Origin of the sequence: Proteus sp. CA142267 (assembly GCF_003336825.1) — a bacterium.
Classification (GTDB): domain Bacteria; phylum Pseudomonadota; class Gammaproteobacteria; order Enterobacterales; family Enterobacteriaceae; genus Proteus; species Proteus terrae.
This window is the reverse complement of sequence record NZ_QPMG01000006.1, coordinates 104,305-121,476: the sequence shown is the minus strand read 5'-3', so window position 1 is coordinate 121,476 and position 17,172 is coordinate 104,305. Positions and strand designations below refer to the sequence as shown.

Here is a 17,172-nt window from a genome sequence, read left to right as displayed (position 1 = left end):
GCCCTGCAAATATGTTGCGGGGCTTTTTATATTTAAAAAAGGCCATCTCTGGGTAATTTCGGCCATCCAGCACGTTAATGGCTACTATACGGAGTAAAATCATGAAATTTGTTGATGAGGCCAAGATCCTAATCGTCGCGGGCGATGGTGGTAACGGCTGTGTAAGCTTTCGTCGCGAAAAATATATCCCTAACGGGGGACCAGACGGTGGTGATGGTGGTGATGGTGGTGATGTCTACATGATTGCAGACGAAAACCTTAACACCTTAATTGATTACCGTTTTACAAAGTCTTATCGCGCAGAACGTGGTGAAAATGGTCACAGTCGTGACTGTACTGGTAAGCGTGGTCAAGATATTACTATCAGTGTTCCTGTCGGAACACGTGTCCGTGATTTAGCAACAAATGAAGTCATTGCTGACTTAACTGCTCACGGCCAAAAGCAAATGGTTGCTAAAGGTGGCTTCCACGGTTTAGGCAATACTCGCTTTAAATCATCGGTTAACCGTGCTCCACGTCAACGTACAATGGGAACGCCGGGTGAATCTCGCGAAGTCCTATTAGAGCTAATGCTATTAGCTGATGTGGGTATGCTTGGTATGCCGAATGCGGGTAAATCCACATTTATTCGTGCAGTATCAGCAGCAAAACCTAAAGTTGCTGATTATCCATTTACAACGTTAGTACCAAGCTTAGGCGTGGTGCGCATGGATAATCACCAAAGCTTTGTGGTTGCAGATATTCCCGGATTAATCGAAGGCGCTGCTGATGGTGCAGGTCTTGGGATCCAATTCTTAAAACACTTAGAACGCTGTCGTGTGTTATTACACTTGATCGATATTGATCCTATTGATGGATCGGATCCTGTGGAAAATGCAAAAATTATTATCTCTGAATTAGAGAAATACAGCGAAAAATTAGCACAAAAACCACGTTGGTTGGTGTTCAATAAAGTTGATCTTCTCGATGCTGAAGAAGCAAAAGAGAAGGCAAAAGCAATTGTTGAAGCGCTGGGTTGGGATGAAAACTATTACATGATAGCGGCCATCAACCAAGAAGGTGTGAAAAAACTTTGCTGGAATATCATGGAATTCCTGAATGTTACTCCGCGTGAGCAAGATATTGTTGCAACAAAAGCAGAGCCAGGAAAAGTTGACTTTATGTGGGATGATTACCACAAAGAACAGCTTGAAAACCCTGATTTCGAAGAAGATGACGACGATGATTGGGATGAAGACGACGACGAAGGTATTGAGTTTATCTACCAACGCTAATCATCATTCTAATTGTGATTAAAATAAAAAACGCCTGATTAATCAGGCGTTTTTCATATCTATTGCTTATATTATTAGGTGTAAATCTAGCGGTTGTTATACATATCTTTATACAGATTTGTTTCAAAACGCACTAAATAAGCGCGTCCAGCATTACGATTCTGTGTAGGAGGTGAATACGCCGAAACGTATTGTACAAACGCCACTTTTTGTCCGTTTGCCGTGGTCATAAAGCCCGCAAGATTGTAAACCCCTTTTAATGAACCCGTTTTGGCAGAAACTTTGCCATCAACACCCGCTTCATGAAAACCGCCTCGATACTGTAATGTACCGTCATGTCCTGCAAGGGGAAGCATGGCAATAAAATTTAATTCACTTTCATGTTGTCCAATGTATTGAAGGATTTGCATCATGGTTGCAGGTGAAATGAGGTTATGACGAGAAAGGCCAGAGCCATCAACCATAACGGTATTTCCTAAATCAATGCCGGCTTTTTGTTTTAAAATAGCACGGGTTGCTTCTGCGCCAGAGCGCCAAGTGCCGGCAACACCATAATACTCACGACCAATAGTTCTAAATACGGTGTCTGCAATCATATTGTCAGACTCTTTTAGCATGGTAGTCAGTAAGTTATGTAACGGTTTTGATTGTGTCTGTGCCAATACAGTAACCGGTACTTTTAGTTGAGATCGACGTTTGACATATCCATCAAGTTCAATATTGGCGCGCTGTAACTCTTCTTTTAAAATTGTACCAGCCCAATGAGCACCATCTTGAATAGAGAACATTAAAGGGACTGCATCATCACGTTTAGGAATACAACCTGTGATTACATAGGTATTTAAATCACGAACAGTGACATCTAATTCACAAAAACGAGTACGAGTTGATCCTTTCTCATAAGTTTCAACTTCACTTAAAACGGTTACAGGATAGAAAGAGGCTTTACGTATTGTGGCAATATCACCTTCTTTGTTGCCACTTTGCAGTAAGACAGAAAAGCAGTTCTTATCAACAATAGCGGCACTAGGAGGGGCACTAAAGCATTGAGTTAGATCATTCCAAACCCAACCGGGTGCTTTGTCATGGCTTGAAAAAGCAGAAGTATCAATAAGCAAATCGCCATGCACTTTTGTAACACCTGATTGTTTTAATACGGCAACCATTGCTCTTAATTGTTGGCGAGTTAATGTAGGGTCGCCTGTAAAACGAAAGATCAAATCACCAATAAGTTGATTGTCTTTTATCTTACCTTCTGTTTCCATTGTTGTTGTGAATTGATAGTTTCCACCTAATTGAAGTAATGCCGCAAGTGCAGTCACCACTTTTTGAGTACTTGCTGGAAGTGCTAATTGATCGGCATGATAATTAAGATTAGGAGAAGCAGCGCCAACGGGTTGAGTAATTAAACCTACTTGAGTTCCTTCGGGAAGAAGGGATGTGTAGTTTTCAACAGGTATCGCTTGGGTTGAAAAACTGATGATACTTAATGTGTAGAGTATCCGTCGAAATGTTGATAGTAAGCGCATAATTTCTCTATCCGTGACTATAGCGTGTAACGTTACAGTATTGATTGCCAGAGGCTAATACTAAAGGGCAATGAGGGCAAAAGTAAACGGTAACAAGCAGGATTAGCTCATTATCGGAAAAAGTCTGTTTATCTCTTTATAAAGAGAGATAAGGCGTGAAGCAATGCGTCTGTTGTGTTAGATTTAGTTTTAAGTCTGGGAGGTTTAGTTTTCGTCCCAACAGCATGAGTTGGGAATATAATAGCGTCCCCTCATTCACCGAATATATGTAGAGACAGGCCCAATTTAAGGTTGCCTGTGTCTTTTTTTGTCTTGAGAAGAGTAAATAGATCCTTTTCTCTGTGTTGTTAGTATAAAAAATCAGGATGATACCTATTTTTTATTAGGAATAGTATTGAGGTATTAACACATGAATCAGATCCCTATGACAGTTCTAGGTGCAGAAAAATTACGCGAAGAGCTGGAATATTTAAAAGGTGTTCGTCGTCCCGAGATTATTGCCGCTATCGCTGAAGCTCGTGAACACGGAGACTTAAAAGAAAACGCGGAATATCATGCTGCAAGAGAGCAACAAGGTTTCTGTGAAGGTCGTATACAAGAAATTGAAGCAAAATTATCAAATGCTCAAGTTATTGATATTACAAAGATGAATAACAATGGTCGAATTATTTTTGGTTCAACAGTGACGCTGTTAAATGTTGAAACCGAAGAAGAGCAAACTTACCGCATTGTTGGTGATGATGAAGCGAACATTAAAGAAAACTTAATTTCTGTTAACTCACCGATTGCGCGTGGGTTGATTGGTAAAGAGTTAGATGATGTCGTTGTTATCACTACACCGGGTGGACAAGTCGAGTACGAAGTTTTAAACGTAGAATACATTTAATTTATAATTTTACGTTTCTATAGAAAACTAGACTGCTATCCTGTGGTAATATAAAAAAGGCCTTAAAAGGCCTTTTTTGCCATAGAGTTAGTTATGGCATTTTTATATAAAGATACAAGTTTTATTTCGGTAAAATAATCTTACGTGCTTCTGAAGGACGATAAAGAACAAGAATTTTTCCGATAACTTGTACATTCTGTGCACCGCTTTCGCGTACAATCGCTGCCACGATCAAGTTTTTAACATCTCGATCTTCGCCTGCGATTTTGACTTTGATAAGCTCATGGTGTGCCAGAGCGAGTTCAATTTCTGCAAGAACGCCTTCAGTCAGCCCGTTGTTACCAATCATAACGACTGGATTCAGGTGATGAGCGAGCCCTTTCAGGTGTTGAATTTGTTTTTTGTTAAGAGTCATCATTAATTTTTGCTTTGTTGGGATTGAAAACGATCTATTCTAACGCCATCTCTCACTTATCACCATAAAATGTCGTTAATACGGGGTTAAATGAGTGAAAGAGTAAAAATATTGATAGCTAAGTGTATGATAGTTGGAAAACGCAATGGCCAATAAGAAACGTTCGGCAAGCTCTAGCCGCTGGTTACAAGAACATTTTAGTGATAAATATGTTCAGCAAGCACAGAAAAAAGGGTTTCGCTCTCGTGCTTGGTTTAAACTGGAAGAAATTCAGCAAAGTGACAATATCTTTAAACCAGGTATGACCGTTGTCGATTTAGGAGCAGCCCCTGGAGGGTGGTCTCAATATGTTGTACAGCAGTTAGGAAACAAAGGTCGAATCATCGCATGTGACCTTTTACCTATGGACCCTATAGTTGGAGTCGATTTCCTTCAAGGCGATTTTCGTGATGAACTTGTGTTGAAGGCATTGCTTGATAGAGTAGGTGAAAACAAAGTCCAGGTTGTCATGTCTGACATGGCTCCAAACATGAGCGGTACGCCCGCGGTCGATATCCCTCGATCCATGTATTTAGTAGAGTTAGCGCTTGATATGTGTCGTGATGTACTGGCTCCCGGGGGAAGTTTTATTGTCAAAGTGTTTCAGGGAGAAGGCTTTGATGAATACCTGGGGCAAATACGCTCCCTGTTTACGAAAGTGAAAGTTCGTAAACCAGACGCTTCGCGGTCTCGTTCTCGTGAGGTATATATTGTAGCCACAGGGCGTAAACTTTAGTACCCTAAAGCTATTTGTTAACACAGTTGTAATATGAGGTTAATCCCTTGAGTGACATGGCGAAAAACCTGATCCTCTGGCTAGTTATTGCAGTCGTTTTGATGTCATTATTCCAGAGCTTCGGACCCAGCGATTCGAATAGTCGTAAGGTGGATTACTCTACCTTTATCAATGAGTTAACTAATAACCAATTACGCGAGGTCAGCATAAGTGGTTATGATATTAATGTAACTAAAACAGATAACTCAAAGTACAGCACGTATATGCCTATGCGTGATGACAACCTGCTGACCACTTTAATGAACCGTAATGTAAAAGTAACGGGCGAGCCACTTGAAGGCCAAAGTCTTCTGACTCAAATTTTTGTGTCTTGGTTCCCAATGCTATTACTGATTGGTCTTTGGATTTTCTTTATGCGCCAAATGCAAGGTGGTGGCGGTAAAGGTGCGATGTCTTTCGGTAAAAGCAAGGCGCGCATGTTGACAGAAGACCAAATCAAAACAACCTTTGCTGATGTCGCGGGTTGTGATGAAGCGAAAGAAGAAGTAAGCGAATTAGTTGAGTATTTACGTGATCCGGGCCGCTTCCAGAAATTAGGGGGTAAAATTCCTAAAGGTATTCTGATGGTAGGGCCACCAGGTACAGGTAAAACATTATTAGCAAAAGCTATCGCGGGTGAAGCTAAAGTCCCATTCTTTACCATTTCAGGTTCTGATTTCGTTGAAATGTTTGTGGGTGTGGGCGCTTCTCGTGTTCGTGATATGTTTGAACAAGCTAAAAAAGCGGCACCTTGTATCATCTTTATCGATGAAATCGATGCGGTCGGTCGTCAACGTGGTGCAGGTTTAGGCGGTGGTCATGATGAACGTGAACAAACACTGAACCAAATGCTAGTTGAGATGGATGGTTTCGAAGGTAATGAAGGTATTATCGTTATCGCGGCAACTAACCGCCCAGACGTATTAGACCCAGCATTACTTCGCCCAGGTCGTTTTGACCGTCAAGTCGTTGTTGGTTTACCTGATGTACGTGGACGTGAGCAAATCCTTAAAGTCCATATGCGTCGTGTACCTTTATCACCAGACGTTGATCCAGCAATTTTAGCACGTGGTACGCCAGGTTTCTCTGGTGCTGACTTAGCTAACTTAGTTAACGAAGCGGCTTTATTCGCTGCACGTGGTAATAAACGTGTTGTCTCAATGGTCGAATTTGAGAAAGCGAAAGATAAGATAATGATGGGCGCAGAGCGCCGTTCAATGGTGATGACTGAAGAACAAAAAGCATCAACTGCTTATCATGAAGCTGGTCACGCAATTATTGGTCGTTTAGTACCTGAACATGATCCTGTGCATAAAGTAACGATTATTCCTCGTGGACGTGCATTAGGTGTGACTTTCTTCTTACCTGAGGGCGACCAAATTAGTGCGAGCCGTCAGAAATTAGAGAGCCAGATTTCCACACTTTACGGTGGTCGTTTAGCTGAAGAAATTATCTATGGTGTAGAGCATGTTTCTACAGGTGCTTCTAATGACATCAAAGTTGCAACCAATATTGCACGTAACATGGTGACACAGTGGGGCTTCTCTGAAAAATTAGGGCCATTACTGTACGCAGAAGAAGAAGGTGAAGTGTTCTTAGGTCGTTCTGTCGCTAAAGCGCAGCATATGTCTGATGAAACAGCGCGTACAATTGACGAAGAAATTAAAGCTATCGTTGATCGTAACTATGTTCGTGCTCGTCAGATCTTAATGGACAACCTTGATATTCTGCACTCAATGAAAGATGCACTGATGACTTATGAAACTATCGATGCGCCTCAAATTGATGATTTAATGAATCGTCGTGATGTTCGTCCACCTGCGGGTTGGGAAGGCAATAATGGCAATAGTGGTACAACGACTACTGCCCAGCCAGCACAAACGCATGTAGCGAGTGAGCAAAAAGATAAGCCTGAGTCAGAAAGTGATACACCTTCTGATAAAAATACTCACTAATCCTTATCGGGTTATGCATATTGAGTAAGCTATAAATATAAACCCCAGGCTTCTGGGGTTTTTTTATGAAGGTATCAATGAAATGAAATTAATGGCTAGGGGAACAGAACTTAATTTATCAACACCTCAAGTTATGGGGATTTTGAATGTCACTCCAGACTCTTTCTCAGATGGTGGCACTCATAATTCACTTAATGATGCAGTTAACCACGCAGCAAAATTAATCGCTGAAGGGGCTTCTATCATCGATATTGGTGGTGAATCTACTAGACCCGGCGCAAGTGATGTTTCTATTGACGAAGAGTTACAGCGTGTTGTTCCTGTTGTTGAGGCTATTCGTCAACGTTTTGATGTTTGGATCTCTGTTGATACATCCAAAGCTCAAGTGATTACTGAATCAGCAAATGCAGGTGCTTCAATTATCAATGATATTCGCTCTTTACAAGAGCCGGGAGCACTTGAAGCAGCGGCTAAAACAGGTTTGCCAGTGTGTATTATGCATATGCAGGGTGATCCTAAAACCATGCAACAATCACCACATTATGTGAATGTGGTGATTGATGTTGATCGTTTTTTACAAGAAAATATTCAACGTTGTGTTGATGCTGGGATCGAAAAAAATCAAATTATTCTTGATCCAGGATTCGGCTTTGGTAAAAATTTAGCGCATAATTACCAATTATTAGCACACTTAAGTGAACTTCATCACTTTGGTCTACCCATACTTGCTGGAATGTCACGCAAATCAATGGTTGGACAACTATTGAATGTACCACCACAAGAGCGTATTGCTGGTAGTGTGGCATGCGCTGTCATTGCAGCGATGCAAGGCGCACAAATTATTCGTGTACACGATGTTAAAGAGACTGTTGATGCGATGAAAGTCGTACAAGCGACTCTTTCTGCAAAGGAAAATAATGAATGAGCGAACGTAAATACTTTGGAACAGATGGTATCCGTGGAAAAGTAGGTGATAGTCCAATTACACCTGATTTTGTATTAAAACTAGGTTGGGCTGCGGGCAAAGTATTAGCACGTCATGGCTCTCGTAAAATCATTATTGGTAAAGATACACGTATTTCAGGCTATATGCTGGAATCTGCATTAGAGGCGGGTTTAGCTGCTGCAGGTTTATCTGCTTCATTTACAGGACCAATGCCAACACCTGCTGTTGCTTATTTAACGCGTACATTCCGTGCTGAAGCAGGGATCGTGATTTCAGCTTCTCATAACCCTTATTACGATAACGGGATCAAATTCTTTTCTATTGATGGCACAAAATTACCCGATGAAGTAGAAGAAGCTATTGAAGCTGAAATGGAAAAACCAATTACTTGTGTTGAATCAGCAGAGCTTGGTCGTGCAAATCGTATCGTGGATGCTGCGGGTCGTTACATTGAATTCTGTAAAGGGACTTTCCCAAATGAAAACAATCTTAACGGTCTAAAAGTGGTTGTCGATTGCGCTCATGGCGCAACATATCATATTGCACCAAACGTATTTCGTGAATTAGGTGCTGAAGTGATCACTATTGGTTGTGAGCCTACGGGTATCAATATCAACGAAGAGTGTGGCGCAACAGATGTCCGTATGTTGCAAAAACGCGTATTAGAAGAAGGTGCTGATGTTGGTTTAGCTTTTGATGGTGACGGCGATCGTATCATCATGGTTGACCATCAAGGCCTAAAAGTTGATGGTGACCAAATTCTCTATATTATTGCGAGAGAAGCGTTACGCCAAGGTCAATTACGCGGTGGTGCAGTAGGTACTCTAATGAGCAATATGGGATTAGAGATAGCACTTAAACAACTGGGTATTCCTTTTGTAAGAGCAAAAGTGGGTGACCGCTATGTGCTTGAAAAGTTACAAGAGAAAGGCTGGCGTTTAGGTGCTGAAAACTCAGGTCATATTATTTTATTAGATAAAACGACTACAGGTGATGGTATTGTTGCAGGCTTACAAGTTTTAAGTGCAATGGTACGTAATCACATGAGTCTGCATGATTTATGTAGTGGTATGAAACTATTACCACAAATTTTAGTGAATGTTCGTTTTACGGGTAACCACGATCCACTACAAACACCTGAAGTTCAGAAAGTTGCTAAAGCGGTTGAAGAAGAACTGGCTGGTAAAGGCCGTGTATTACTGCGTAAATCAGGAACAGAACCTTTAATTCGCGTCATGGTTGAAGGTGAAAATGAAGAGCAAGTCACTGCGATGGCAAATCGTATTGCTGACGCTGTGAAGCACGTTGGTTAATTGATGCTTTTTTCTTCAATCAATCACTTTGTAGAAAAATAACCTTGCTTGTCAGTTCAGCTTTGGTTAGTATTCACACCCGCTTAGTAAGGTCTTGAACTAAAGCGGGTGAAGCAATCGAAGGTTATCGTTAAGACGATAAGTTCCATAGAAAAGGTAACGCAAATGTATACGGCACTCATTGTTATTCTTATCATTGTAGCAACAGGGCTAGTTGGTCTGATCCTGTTACAGCAGGGTAAAGGTGCTGATATGGGCGCTTCTTTTGGTGCAGGTGCTTCCGGTACAGTATTTGGTTCAAGCGGTTCAGCTAACTTTATGACCCGTATGACCGCTGTTTTAGCGACAGCTTTTATTGTACTTGCCCTTATTTTAGGTAATCTAAGTGCCAATAAAACTGTGCGTGAAGACAGCAAATGGATGTCTATCGAGCAGACTACAGAAGAAGCTAAAAAAGCTGAGCAATTAGCAGCGCCTGTAGCGCCAGCAAATACAGATATTCCGCAGTAAACTAAGTAAAGATTTAAATGAGATTGTTAATTTTTACGCAGTAACAGTCTCATTAAGTGCCGAGGTGGTGAAATTGGTATACACGCTACCTTGAGGTGGTAGTGCCTATAAAACGGGCGTACGGGTTCAAGTCCCGTTCTCGGCACCATTATTCCAGATAGCTTGCGTTTTGCTTGTTATCAGCGTAAAATTTGCCACGTTTTTCGAACGCGGGGTGGAGCAGCTTGGTAGCTCGTCGGGCTCATAACCCGAAGGTCGTCGGTTCAAATCCGGCCCCCGCAACCACTTCTAACAATACAGCACTTTTCTCATTAATCATCTTGTTGAACCGATTATGATCCTGAGTGGAATGTGCCGTAAGAAGAGGTTATTCTCGAATGGCAAGTTACAGGGTCCAGTTGCATAAAGCCCCGAATTTCGGGGTTTTTTGTTATCAGAGAATAGAATACTGGGCTATATGCCCTTTTTTTATGCCTTGGGGGTGGGTTTGTCCACATTAGAGCAAAAATTAACAGCGATGGTTTCAGCACCAGTAGAAGCATTAGGCTTTGAATTTGTCGGTCTTGAGTTTATTCGTGGCCGAGAATCAACATTGCGCATCTATATTGATAGTGAAGACGGTATCACTGTTGATGATTGTGCTGATGTTAGCCACCAGGTCAGTGCTGTGCTGGATGTTGAAGATCCAATTCAAACAGTTTATAACCTTGAGATTTCATCTCCTGGTTTAGAACGACCTTTATTCACTGCAACGCATTATGAGCAATTTATCGGCGAAGAAGCCGCTATCGTATTACGAATTGCAATGCAAAACCGCCGTAAATGGCAGGGCATTATTAAGTCTGTCGCTGGCGAAATGATCACGGTTACTGTGGATGGTAAAGACGAAGTGTTCGCACTGAGCAACATCCAGAAAGCTAACCTGGTACCCCACTTTTAAGTTTTGAAGAGGCATCTAGGATGAACAAAGAGATTCTGGCTGTTGTGGAAGCGGTCTCTAACGAAAAATCTCTTCCTCGTGAAAAGATTTTTGAAGCACTGGAAACCGCACTAGCGACAGCAACTAAGAAAAAATACGAGCAAGAAATTGACGTTCGTGTATGTATCGACCGTAAAACCGGTGATTTTGATACATTCCGTCGTTGGGTTGCCGTTGATGAAGTGACTCAACCAACTCGTGAAATTACGCTTGAAGCTGCTCAATATGAAGATCCTAGTATCGAACTAGGTGGTTATATTGAAGATCAGATTGAATCTGTTACTTTCGACCGTATTACAACACAAACCGCTAAACAAGTTATCGTACAAAAAGTACGTGAAGCTGAAAGAGCAATGGTTGTTGATCAATTCCGCGAACAATTAGGCGAAATTATCACGGGTGTTGTGAAGAAAGTGAACCGTGAAAATATCACTTTAGATTTAGGCAATAACGCTGAAGCGGTTATTTTACGCGAAGATATGTTACCGCGTGAAAACTTCCGCCCAGGTGACCGTTTACGCGGTGTTTTATACGACGTACGTACAGAAACTCGTGGTGCACAACTTTTCGTGACACGCTCTCGCCCTGAAATGCTGGTTGAACTTTTCCGTATTGAAGTACCAGAAATTGGTGAAGAAATCATTGAAATTAAAGCTGCAGCGCGTGATCCAGGTTCTCGTGCCAAAATCGCAGTAAAAACTAACGACAAGCGTATTGACCCAGTGGGTGCTTGTGTTGGTATGCGTGGTGCACGTGTACAAGCCGTTTCCAGCGAATTGGGCGGCGAGCGAATTGATATTGTTCTGTGGGATGATAATCCTGCACAATTCGTTATTAATGCAATGGCTCCGGCAGATGTTGCTTCTATTGTTGTCGATGAAGACAAATGCACAATGGATGTTGCAGTTGAAAGCAGTAACCTAGCGCAGGCAATCGGCCGTAATGGTCAGAACGTTCGTCTGGCAGCACAGTTACTGAAAAAACATCGTGGTGATGACAAGTGGGAATTAAACGTCATGACTGCTGATGAACTGAATGCAAAACATCAGGCAGAAGCAAACGCAGCCATTGAAATATTTACTAAGCATCTCGACATTGATGAAGACTTCGCAACTGTTTTAGTTGAAGAAGGTTTCTCTACCCTTGAAGAGTTAGTTTATGTGCCAATCAGTGAACTGCTGGCTATTGACGGACTAGATGAAGATACCGTTGAAGCTCTACGTGAAAGAGCAAAAGCTGCGTTAACAACGATTGAATTGGCTCAAAAAGAAAGCCTAGGCGATAACCAACCAGCCGAGGACTTATTAGCTCTCGAAGGATTGGAGCGCTCTTTAGCATTTGATCTAGCTGCCCGTGGTATCTGCACACTGGAAGATCTTGCCGAACAGGGTATCGACGACCTAACTGATATTGAAGGCTTAAATAGTGAGCGCGCAGGCGAACTCATTATGGCCGCACGTAATATCTGCTGGTTTGGGAATGATGCGTAACAACTGAGCAGGAAGGAACAGAATGACAGATGAAACAGTAAAATCACTGGCAGAAGAGATTCAGACACCGGTTGAACGTTTGGTACAGCAGTTTGCTGATGCCGGTATTAAGAAGACCGTCTCTGATTCTGTCTCCCAAAAAGAGAAAGAAACCTTACTGGCTTGGTTGAATCGTGATAAAGACGTATCAACCAACCAACCAGAAAAATTAACGTTACAACGCAAAGTGCGTAGTACGTTAAGTGTTCCTGGTACAGGTGGCAAAAGTAAATCAGTAGCCATCGAAGTCCGCAAAAAACGCACTTATGTGAACCGTGACGCCGTTGAAAAAGCGCAAGCGGATGAGCAAGCTCAGCGTGAAGCGGAAGAAAAGGCGCATCGCGAAGCCGAAGAAAAAGCCCAGCGCGAAGCACAAGAGAAAGCACAGCGCGAAGCTGAAGAAAAAGCAAAACGTGAAGCTGAAAAGGCGAAGAAAGACGCCGAAGAAAAAGCGAAACGTGAAGCTGAAGAAGCAAAACGTGAAGCAGCGGAATTAGCTAAGCGCGAAGCAGCGGAAAAAGATAAAGTGAAACAAAACGATAAACCAAAAGCTGATAAAGCAGCAGATCAGGAAAAAGCACGTCGCAATGCTGAACAGGCTGAACTGAAGCGTAAAACGGAAGAAGCACAGCGCCGTAAAGCGGAAGATGAAGCAAAAGTTGCAGCAGAAAAAGCACGTCGTTTAGCTGAAGAAAATGCTGAAAAATGGACTGCTGAACCTAAAGCGCCAGAAACTGAAGGCTCAGACTATCATGTAACCACATCACGTTATGCTCGTGATGCAGAAGATGAAAGTGATGCTGAAGTTGAAGGTGGCCGCGGTCGTGGTCGCAACGCTAAGGCTCCTCGTCCTAAGAAAAACAACCGCCATTCTGAAAAAGCAGATCGTGAAGAAGCACGTGCTGCTGGTCGTACTAACAAGAAAGGTAAGCGTAAAGGTAGCTCATTACAGCAAGGCTTCAATAAGCCAGCTGCTGTTGTAAACCGTGATGTCATTATCGGTGAGACTATTTCTGTTGCTGAACTTGCTAACAAAATGGCAGTAAAAGGATCTGAAGTTATCAAAACCATGATGAAAATGGGTGCTATGGCAACCATTAATCAGGTTTTAGACCAAGAAACTGCACAGCTTGTTGCTGAAGAAATGGGTCACAAAGTTATCTTACGTCGTGAAAACGAGTTAGAAGAACAAGTCATGAGCGATCGTGATACTGGCGAAGAAAGCGCAGTATCTCGTGCACCAGTTGTAACTATCATGGGCCACGTTGACCACGGTAAAACATCATTGCTGGACTACATTCGTTCAACGAAAGTAGCATCAGGCGAAGCGGGTGGTATCACCCAGCATATCGGTGCTTACCACGTTAAAACTGACAAAGGTGAAATCACTTTCCTTGATACCCCAGGTCACGCCGCGTTTACTTCAATGCGTGCTCGTGGTGCTCAGGTAACGGATATCGTTGTTCTGGTTGTTGCAGCAGATGATGGTGTAATGCCACAAACTATCGAAGCAATCCAACACGCAAAAGCAGCAAACGTACCTGTTGTTGTTGCTGTGAACAAAATCGATAAACACGAAGCTGATCCAGATCGCGTTAAAACTGAACTGTCTCAATATGGCATCCTGCCAGAAGAGTGGGGCGGTGAAACTCAGTTTATGCATGTATCTGCAAAACAAGGTTTAGGTATTGATGAACTGCTGGATGCTATTCTTTTACAAGCTGAAGTTCTTGAACTGAAAGCAGTTAAAGAAGGTATGGCAAGCGGTGTTGTTATCGAATCTTACCTTGATAAAGGTCGTGGTCCAGTTGCAACTATTCTTGTCCGTGAAGGTACACTGAATAAAGGTGATATCGTTCTGTGTGGTTTCGAATACGGTCGTATTCGTGCAATGCGTAACGAATTAGGCCAAGACGTTCAATCTGCTGGCCCATCAATGCCTGTTGAGATTTTAGGTCTGTCTAACGTTCCTTCTGCAGGTGATGAAGCAACAGTTGTTCGTGATGAGAAGAAAGCGCGTGAAGTTGCATTATACCGTCAAGGTAAATTCCGCGATGTTAAACTGGCTCGTCAGCAGAAGTCTAAACTGGAAAACATGTTTGCTAACATGGAAGAAGGTAAAACTTCTGAACTGAACATCGTTCTGAAAACAGACGTTCAAGGTACTTGTGAAGCGATTACTGATGCATTAGTTAAACTGTCTACTAATGAAGTTAAACTGAAAATCATCGGCTCAGGTGTAGGTGGTATCACCGAAACTGACGCAACATTAGCCGCGGCTTCTAACGCAATCATTCTTGGTTTCAACGTTCGTGCTGATGCATCTGCTCGCCGTATCATTGAACAAGAAAGCGTTGATTTACGTTACTACTCTGTTATCTATAGCCTGATTGATGAAATCAAACTGGCAATGAGCGGTATGTTGGCACCTGAATATAAACAAGAAATCATGGGTCTTGCAGAAGTCCGTGATGTGTTTAAATCACCTAAATTCGGCGCAATTGCGGGCTGTATGGTGGTTGAAGGTAACATCAAACGTAATAACCCAATTCGTGTTCTGCGTGATAACGTGGTTATTTATGAAGGCGAACTTGAGTCTCTGCGTCGCTTTAAAGATGACGTCAACGAAGTGCGTAACGGCATGGAATGTGGTATCGGTGTGAAAAACTACAACGATGTCCGTGTTGGCGACATGATTGAAGTCTTCCAAGTTATCGAAATCAAACGTTCTATTGATTAATTTAGTCCGTCTTGTTTTAAAAGGGAGCTCAAGGGCTCCCTTCTTATTCCTTTCTTTGCTGTATTCCCCTTTTATTTCCTCTCCATTTTTCAACATAACCGAAATAGATTGCCTTTCAGTAATTTATGAAAGTGAAATAACAGGGTAAAATAGCACCAAAGAAACATTTTATTTCTAAAGAAAGAAATCAGAGAAAGCGGTTGTTAAATACCACTTCATGTATACTCTTTAGATATCATTGATTTTAGATTTGAATTAACAATGACAATCAGGGCGATACCCTATTGTCAGGGAGAGATAAAATGGCAAGAGATTTTAGCCGCAGTCAGCGTGTTTCTCAGGAAATGCAAAAAGAAATCGCCATCATTTTACAACGCGAAGTCAAAGATCCACGTATTGGAATGGCAACGGTATCTGGCGTTGAGATTTCTCGTGATTTGGCTTATGCCAAAGTATTTGTCACCTTTTTAAACTTATCTGGTGGTGAAAAAAGCGAAGAAGAGATGGTTGCAGAGGGTTTAACTGCACTTAATGAAGCTGCTGGTTTTATTCGTTCTTTATTAGGTAAAGCGATGCGTTTACGTATTGTGCCTGAACTGACATTTGCTTATGACAACTCATTAGTTGAAGGTATGCGTATGTCTAACTTAGTTTCTAATGTCGTTAAAAGCGATGAAGAGCGTCGTCATAAAGAGGACAAATAATGGGGCGTCGTCGTAAGGGGCGTGAGATTAACGGCGTATTGCTACTCGATAAACCCCAGGATATTTCCTCTAACGATGCACTCCAAAAAGTCCGCCGTATGTTTAATGCCAGCAAGGCAGGGCATACAGGGGCATTGGATCCTTTAGCAACAGGTATGCTCCCTATTTGTTTAGGTGAAGCAACGAAATTTTCACAGTTTCTATTGGATTCAGATAAGCGTTATCGCGTTATTGCACGTTTAGGGCAACGAACAGATACCTCTGATGCACATGGCGAGGTTATTCAAGAGCGCCCAGTACAATTTACACAGCAAGCTTTATATGATGCCTTGGATAGCTTTCGCGGTGAAACATTGCAAGTCCCTTCAATGTACTCCGCTTTAAAACATCAAGGTAAGCCGCTTTACGAATATGCCCGACAAGGTATTGAAGTAGAGCGTGAAGCAAGACCCATCACCGTTTATGAACTCCAGTTCATTCGCTGGGAAGGTGATGAGTTAGAGCTGGAAATTCATTGTTCTAAAGGCACTTATATTCGAACAATTATTGATGATCTTGGTGAGAAATTACAATGTGGTGCTCACGTTATTTTCTTACGTCGATTAGAAGTCGCAGATTATCCTAAAGAGCGAATGGTAACGTTAGAGCAATTAAGAGCAATGATAGAGGATGCACAAACTGCGCAAGAAGATCCTTTCTTGGCACTTGATGCACTGTTATTGCCTATGGATACCGCTGTTGCACATTTTCCGGTTGTGAATTTAACCACGATTATTGCGGGTTATCTCAAGCTGGGGCAGCCTGTTCGGGTTAATCATGGCATCAATGAAGGCGAATGGGTGAGAGTAACTGAAGGCGATGAAAAAAAATTCATCGGCCTTGCTATCATTAAAGATGGCCTAGTTGCTCCGAAAAGAGTTGTTGTAGACTATAGCGCACAAGATAACACTTAATAGCAATCTTGCGCTAAAAGTGTTTGAAGCGTAGAATAATGCGGCTATCTGTTTAGGTGGCTGAGTTGGATAGCTGAATTAGAGATTGGCTATCTGAAAATTTTACTTAATTTGGAGTTTATTATGTCTCTAAGTACTGAAGCGAAAGCACAAATCGTTGCTGAATTTGGTCGTGGCGCTAACGATACTGGCTCAAGCGAAGTTCAGATTGCACTGCTGACTGCAGAAATCAACCACCTGCAAGGTCACTTTTCAGAGCACAAAAAAGATCACCACAGCCGTCGTGGTCTGCTACGTAAAGTTTCCAGCCGTCGTAATCTGCTGGACTACCTGAAGCGTAAAGATGTTGCTCGTTACTCTGCACTGATTGAACGCTTAGGTCTGCGTCGCTAATCAAGCGAGTTTCATTGGAAAGGGGCCTGTTGGCCCCTTTTCTACTAGAAAGTGCTATTTTTAATATTAGTCGTTATGTTTTAATGTGGTGATTGTTATTTAGTCTCTCTAGTTACGACAATTCGCGCGGCTAATGAAAGTATTTATCACTAAATGGTTAATATTTTCATTAGTCGCGAGGGGACGTAGCGGAGAAAAGATCATTCATCGTCGCTAAACATCTGGCGACAAT

The 17,172-nt window shown here is 42.1% G+C and carries 15 protein-coding genes and 2 tRNA genes; 15 read left to right on the top strand and 2 right to left on the bottom strand.

All coding sequences use genetic code 11. The annotated features are described in order from the left end of the window. Positions 1–101 precede the first annotated feature (101 nt). On the top strand, positions 102–1,274 hold the full coding sequence (cgtA, locus tag C0T34_RS11665) for an Obg family GTPase CgtA (protein WP_098941360.1): 1,173 nt from the start codon (positions 102–104) through the stop codon (positions 1,272–1,274). An 86-nt stretch (positions 1,275–1,360) separates the two neighbouring features. Here cgtA and dacB read toward each other — a convergent pair whose 3' ends face one another. Beyond that, a complete protein-coding gene (gene dacB, locus C0T34_RS11660; protein ID WP_098941359.1) occupies positions 1,361–2,803 on the bottom strand; it encodes a serine-type D-Ala-D-Ala carboxypeptidase in 1,443 nt (480 codons plus the stop codon). A gap of 409 nt (positions 2,804–3,212) precedes the next feature. Here dacB and greA point away from each other — a divergent pair, with 409 nt between their 5' ends. Further along, complete coding sequence (gene greA / locus C0T34_RS11655; RefSeq protein ID WP_088493984.1) at positions 3,213–3,689, top strand: transcription elongation factor GreA; 477 nt, start codon at positions 3,213–3,215, stop codon at positions 3,687–3,689. Positions 3,690–3,810: 121 nt separating this feature from the next. On the opposite strand, the gene yhbY is transcribed toward greA, so the two are convergent. Continuing rightward, complete coding sequence (gene yhbY / locus C0T34_RS11650; protein ID WP_036914752.1) at positions 3,811–4,104, bottom strand: ribosome assembly RNA-binding protein YhbY; 294 nt, start codon at positions 4,102–4,104, stop codon at positions 3,811–3,813. 145 nt (positions 4,105–4,249) lie between these two features. Between yhbY and rlmE the strand changes: the two genes are divergently transcribed. From rlmE to rpsO, 13 genes are all read left to right on the top strand, one after another. After that, entirely contained in the window at positions 4,250–4,879 is a 630-nt protein-coding gene (gene rlmE, locus C0T34_RS11645; RefSeq protein WP_098941358.1) for a 23S rRNA (uridine(2552)-2'-O)-methyltransferase RlmE, read from the top strand. A gap of 47 nt (positions 4,880–4,926) precedes the next feature. Beyond that, positions 4,927–6,873 (top strand): ATP-dependent zinc metalloprotease FtsH, encoded by a 1,947-nt coding sequence (ftsH, locus tag C0T34_RS11640; protein ID WP_098941357.1) that lies wholly within the window; start codon positions 4,927–4,929, stop codon positions 6,871–6,873. An 82-nt stretch (positions 6,874–6,955) separates the two neighbouring features. Then, positions 6,956–7,798: a dihydropteroate synthase gene (gene folP, locus C0T34_RS11635; RefSeq protein WP_109850203.1), complete on the top strand. Its 843-nt coding sequence runs from the start codon at positions 6,956–6,958 to the stop codon at positions 7,796–7,798. Then, positions 7,795–9,132 (top strand): phosphoglucosamine mutase, encoded by a 1,338-nt coding sequence (glmM, locus tag C0T34_RS11630; protein WP_098941355.1) that lies wholly within the window; start codon positions 7,795–7,797, stop codon positions 9,130–9,132. The genes folP and glmM overlap by 4 nt, the downstream gene beginning before the upstream one ends. A gap of 165 nt (positions 9,133–9,297) precedes the next feature. Beyond that, a complete protein-coding gene (secG, locus tag C0T34_RS11625; protein WP_036914692.1) occupies positions 9,298–9,642 on the top strand; it encodes a preprotein translocase subunit SecG in 345 nt (114 codons plus the stop codon). Between the two features lie 58 nt (positions 9,643–9,700). After that, positions 9,701–9,790, top strand: a tRNA-Leu gene (locus C0T34_RS11620). 60 nt (positions 9,791–9,850) lie between these two features. Further along, a tRNA-Met gene (locus tag C0T34_RS11615) sits at positions 9,851–9,927 on the top strand. 202 nt (positions 9,928–10,129) lie between these two features. Further along, complete coding sequence (rimP, locus tag C0T34_RS11610) at positions 10,130–10,582, top strand: ribosome maturation factor RimP (RefSeq protein WP_036914691.1); 453 nt, start codon at positions 10,130–10,132, stop codon at positions 10,580–10,582. Between the two features lie 20 nt (positions 10,583–10,602). Beyond that, complete coding sequence (nusA, locus tag C0T34_RS11605; RefSeq protein ID WP_006535691.1) at positions 10,603–12,111, top strand: transcription termination factor NusA; 1,509 nt, start codon at positions 10,603–10,605, stop codon at positions 12,109–12,111. Between the two features lie 22 nt (positions 12,112–12,133). Next, entirely contained in the window at positions 12,134–14,890 is a 2,757-nt protein-coding gene (infB, locus tag C0T34_RS11600; protein ID WP_098941354.1) for a translation initiation factor IF-2, read from the top strand. 302 nt (positions 14,891–15,192) lie between these two features. Then, positions 15,193–15,594, top strand: coding sequence for a 30S ribosome-binding factor RbfA (gene rbfA / locus C0T34_RS11595; RefSeq protein WP_006535687.1), 402 nt, complete (start codon positions 15,193–15,195; stop codon positions 15,592–15,594). Continuing rightward, positions 15,594–16,547, top strand: coding sequence for a tRNA pseudouridine(55) synthase TruB (gene truB, locus C0T34_RS11590; RefSeq protein ID WP_098941353.1), 954 nt, complete (start codon positions 15,594–15,596; stop codon positions 16,545–16,547). The genes rbfA and truB overlap by 1 nt, the downstream gene beginning before the upstream one ends. A gap of 123 nt (positions 16,548–16,670) precedes the next feature. Continuing rightward, on the top strand, positions 16,671–16,940 hold the full coding sequence (gene rpsO, locus C0T34_RS11585; RefSeq protein WP_098941352.1) for a 30S ribosomal protein S15: 270 nt from the start codon (positions 16,671–16,673) through the stop codon (positions 16,938–16,940). Positions 16,941–17,172 lie beyond the last annotated feature (232 nt).

Bases quoted from the DNA above. Each gene is read 5' to 3' on its own strand.
- cgtA (WP_098941360.1), top strand. From the start codon at position 102: ATGAAATTTGTTGATGAGGCCAAGATCCTAATCGTCGCGGGCGATGGT.
- dacB (WP_098941359.1), bottom strand. From the start codon at position 2,803: ATGCGCTTACTATCAACATTTCGACGGATACTCTACACATTAAGTATC.
- greA (WP_088493984.1), top strand. From the start codon at position 3,213: ATGAATCAGATCCCTATGACAGTTCTAGGTGCAGAAAAATTACGCGAA.
- yhbY (WP_036914752.1), bottom strand. From the start codon at position 4,104: ATGACTCTTAACAAAAAACAAATTCAACACCTGAAAGGGCTCGCTCAT.
- rlmE (WP_098941358.1), top strand. From the start codon at position 4,250: ATGGCCAATAAGAAACGTTCGGCAAGCTCTAGCCGCTGGTTACAAGAA.
- folP (WP_109850203.1), top strand. From the start codon at position 6,956: ATGAAATTAATGGCTAGGGGAACAGAACTTAATTTATCAACACCTCAA.
- glmM (WP_098941355.1), top strand. From the start codon at position 7,795: ATGAGCGAACGTAAATACTTTGGAACAGATGGTATCCGTGGAAAAGTA.
- secG (WP_036914692.1), top strand. From the start codon at position 9,298: ATGTATACGGCACTCATTGTTATTCTTATCATTGTAGCAACAGGGCTA.
- nusA (WP_006535691.1), top strand. From the start codon at position 10,603: ATGAACAAAGAGATTCTGGCTGTTGTGGAAGCGGTCTCTAACGAAAAA.
- infB (WP_098941354.1), top strand. From the start codon at position 12,134: ATGACAGATGAAACAGTAAAATCACTGGCAGAAGAGATTCAGACACCG.
- rbfA (WP_006535687.1), top strand. From the start codon at position 15,193: ATGGCAAGAGATTTTAGCCGCAGTCAGCGTGTTTCTCAGGAAATGCAA.
- truB (WP_098941353.1), top strand. From the start codon at position 15,594: ATGGGGCGTCGTCGTAAGGGGCGTGAGATTAACGGCGTATTGCTACTC.
- rpsO (WP_098941352.1), top strand. From the start codon at position 16,671: ATGTCTCTAAGTACTGAAGCGAAAGCACAAATCGTTGCTGAATTTGGT.